The organism is Leisingera sp. F5, assembly GCF_001593695.1.
This window is the reverse complement of record NZ_LUKH01000217.1, coordinates 1-3640: the sequence shown is the minus strand read 5'-3', so window position 1 is coordinate 3640 and position 3640 is coordinate 1. Positions and strand designations below refer to the sequence as shown.

Annotated in this window: 3 protein-coding genes; all 3 read left to right on the top strand. The window is 59.6% G+C overall.

Annotated elements, in window-relative coordinates:
• The coding region (gene betB, locus A2I95_RS27630) for a betaine-aldehyde dehydrogenase (RefSeq protein WP_291735073.1) at window positions 1–1146 on the top strand (1146 nt) is incomplete at its 5' end.
• A gap of 325 nt (window positions 1147–1471) precedes the next feature.
• Window positions 1472–3043 (top strand): Re/Si-specific NAD(P)(+) transhydrogenase subunit alpha, encoded by a 1572-nt coding sequence (locus A2I95_RS27625; RefSeq protein WP_291735072.1) that lies wholly within the window; start codon window positions 1472–1474, stop codon window positions 3041–3043.
• A gap of 15 nt (window positions 3044–3058) precedes the next feature.
• A partial coding sequence (locus A2I95_RS27620; RefSeq protein WP_291735070.1) for an NAD(P)(+) transhydrogenase (Re/Si-specific) subunit beta occupies window positions 3059–3640 on the top strand: 582 nt, incomplete at its 3' end.

Here is a 3640-nt window from a genome sequence, read left to right as displayed (position 1 = left end):
GTCGCCGACGCCACCTCCGGCGCCGACGCGCTGGAGTATTTCGGCGGCCTCGCCGCCTCGCTGACCGGCGAGCACATTCCGCTGGGTGAGGACTGGGTCTATACCAAACGCGAGGCTCTTGGCCTGTGTGTCGGCATCGGTGCGTGGAACTACCCGACGCAGATTGCTTGCTGGAAAGGCGCGCCGGCGCTGGCCTGCGGCAACTCGATGGTGTTCAAACCGTCCGAGACCACACCGCTCTGTGCCCTGAAAGTGGCGGAAATCCTGATCGAGGCCGGGGCGCCTAAGGGCCTTTTCAATGTCGTCCAGGGTTATGGCGACGTTGGAGCCTCATTGGTTGGCAGTCCGCTCGTAGCCAAGGTATCGCTAACCGGATCTGTTTCAACAGGGTGTAAGGTTTACGCCGCAGCTGCCGCGGACATGAAGCATGTGACGATGGAACTCGGTGGAAAATCACCATTGATAATCTTTGACGACGCCGACCTGGATAATGCGGTAAGCGGCGCGATCCTCGGAAACTTCTATTCGTCCGGTCAGGTTTGCTCCAACGGCACTCGCGTGTTCGTTCAGCGAGGCATCAAGGAAGCTTTTCTGAACCGCCTCACCGAGCGGGTCGCAATGGCTAAAATCGGAGACCCTATGGACCCAGAGGTGTCATTTGGACCCATGGTGTCAGAGGCGCAAATGAAAATTGTACTAGGCTATATCGACACGGGTATTGCTGGCGGTGCCCGGCTGATCTACGGCGGCAAACAGCTTGAGGGTGCCGGCTATTATCTGGAACCGACGATTTTCGCCGACGTGACCGACGACATGACTATTGCCCGTGAGGAAATTTTCGGCCCGGTCATGTCGGTGCTGGATTTCGACACTGAAGAAGAAGTTCTTGCGCGAGCAAATGCTACTGATTTCGGGTTAGCCGGAGGCGTCTTTACCTCTGACCTCAACCGTGCGCACCGGATGGTAGCAGGATATGAAGCGGGCACCTGCTATATCAATACTTATAACTTGGCTCCAGTCGAAGCACCGTTTGGCGGAACGAAGCTGTCAGGTGTTGGAAGAGAAAACTCAAAGCTTGCCATCAATCACTACAGCGAAATGAAGACGGTTTATGTTTCGATGAATGACGTGGAAGCGCCGTATTGACCGTGCCTTGGGAGCTGAAATGCAAATCCAGTGCGCGAGTTAGCCGATTTCGCACCGTAGAGTTAGTTTGGCAGGTTCGGCGTGTCACGGACGCACTTGCTCCTGCAGTTGCGTTTTCGAAGATGGTATCTTCGTTCTCAATTCTGCTGAGAAAAACGGAGCACGTGGAACCAGTAGATTTCCTTTCTCAATGAGAAGGTCCTTGGTGGAGTGGCCTTCTCGAATGATCCGGCAATAATGAGAGCCTGCTACGTACCAAGTTGATTGCGTTTTTCCGTTAAAGGCGTTCTGTCGATCCGCTAGCAAGGGCAGGGGGACCCATAAGGTGAAAATAGGGACACCAAAAGAAACATTTGCGGGCGAGAACCGGGTCGGTATGACGCCGGACTCGGCGAAGCAGCTGCAGAAACTGGGCTACGATTGCGCGATCGAGACCGGCGCCGGTGCGGCGGCTGGCTTTTCCGATGCGGTCTATGAGGCAGCGGGCGTTGAGATCATCAAGACGCCGGCCGCCCTGTGGAAAGCATCCGATATCGTCGCTAAAGTGCGCCAGCCGGATGCAACCGAGCTGAAGCGGCTGACCAAGGGCAAGACGCTGATCTCCTTCTTCAACCCTGCGGGCAACGAAGACGGCATGGAGCTGGCCAAGTCCAAGGGCGCCAATGTGATCGCGATGGAAATGGTGCCGCGGATCAGCCGGGCGCAGAAGATGGACGCGCTAAGCTCAATGGCCAATATCGCGGGCTACCGCGCGGTCATTGAGGCGGGCAACAACTTCGGCCGTTTCTTTACCGGCCAGATCACCGCGGCGGGCAAGGTGCCCCCGGCCAAGGTTCTGGTGGTTGGCGCTGGTGTGGCCGGGCTGGCGGCCATCGGCACCTCGACTTCGCTTGGCGCGATCACGCTGGCCTTTGACGTGCGCCCGGAAGTGGCCGAGCAGGTCGAGAGCATGGGCGCCGAGTTTGTCTATCTCGATTTTGAGGAGGAGCAGCAGGACGGTGCCGCCACCGGCGGCTATGCGGCGGTCTCGTCCCCGGAATTCCGCGAGGCGCAGCTGGCCAAGTTCCGCGAGCTGGCGCCGGAGATGGACATCGTCATCACCACCGCGCTGATCCCCAACCGCGAAGCGCCGGAGCTGTGGACCGAGGATATGGTCGCAGCGATGAAGCCCGGCTCGGTCATTGTCGATCTGGCGGCGGAAAAGGGCGGCAACTGCAAGCTGACGGTGGCAGACGAGAAGATCGTGACGGACAATGGCGTCACCATCATCGGCTACACCGATTTCCCCTCCCGGATGGCGGCGCAGGCCTCGACGCTCTATGCCACCAACATTCGCCATATGATGACGGACCTCACGCCCGAAAAAGACGGCCAGGTCAATCACGACATGGAGGACGACGTGATCCGCGGCGCCACCGTGGCCTTTGCGGGTGAGATCACCTTCCCGCCGCCACCGCCGAAGGTGCAGGCGATTGCGGCCAAGCCCAAGGAAGTTGTGCCGGAGCTGACGCCGGAAGAAAAACGCGCGCAGGAGGTTGCGGCCTTCAAGGCTCAGACCAAAAGCCAGGTGACGCTGCTGGCAGGCGGCGGTGCGCTCTTGCTGCTGGTGGGCCTCTTTGCGCCGGTCAGCTTCATGCAGCATTTCATCGTCTTTGCGCTGGCCTGCTTTGTCGGTTTCCAGGTGATCTGGGGCGTTGCGCATTCCTTGCACACGCCGCTGATGGCGGTGACCAACGCGATCTCCTCGATCATTATCCTCGGCGCCCTGATGCAGATCGGATCCGGCAGCTGGCTGGTGATCCTGCTGGCGGCGCTTTCGGTCTTCATGGCCGGGATCAACATCTTCGGCGGCTTCCTCGTCACCCGGCGCATGCTTGCCATGTTCCAGAAATCTTAAGGAGAGGCCGGACTTATGGAATACGGTTTCACCACCGCCGCCTATGTTGTTGCGGCTGTTCTCTTCATCCTGTCCTTGGGCGGCCTCTCCAACCAGGAAAGCGCCAAGCGCGCGGTCTGGTACGGCATCGCCGGCATGGGGCTGGCGGTTTTTGCCACAATTATCGGCCCCGGTTCCGGCCTGTGGCTGTTGTCGCTGCTGCTGATTGCCGGCGGCGGCCTCATCGGCACCTATGTCGCCAAGAAGGTCCAGATGACCGAGATGCCGCAGCTGGTTGCGGCGATGCACTCGCTGGTCGGCCTGGCCGCGGTGTTTGTGGGCTTTATCGCCCATTTCGAGATCGGCAATGTAGCGGCAGCCACCAGCACCGATGACTTGGGTACTTTTGCCAAGCTGATTGCCAAGAAGACCCCGGCCGAGATCGCTTTCCTGCGGGTTGAGCTGTTCCTGGGCATCTTCATCGGCGCGATCACCTTTACCGGCTCGGTTGTCGCCTTTGGCAAGCTGGCAGGGAAACTCACCTCGGCGGCCACAAAACTGCCGGGCGGCCATATGCTGAACGCCGGTGCTGCGGGCATCTCCTTCCTCAGCCTGATC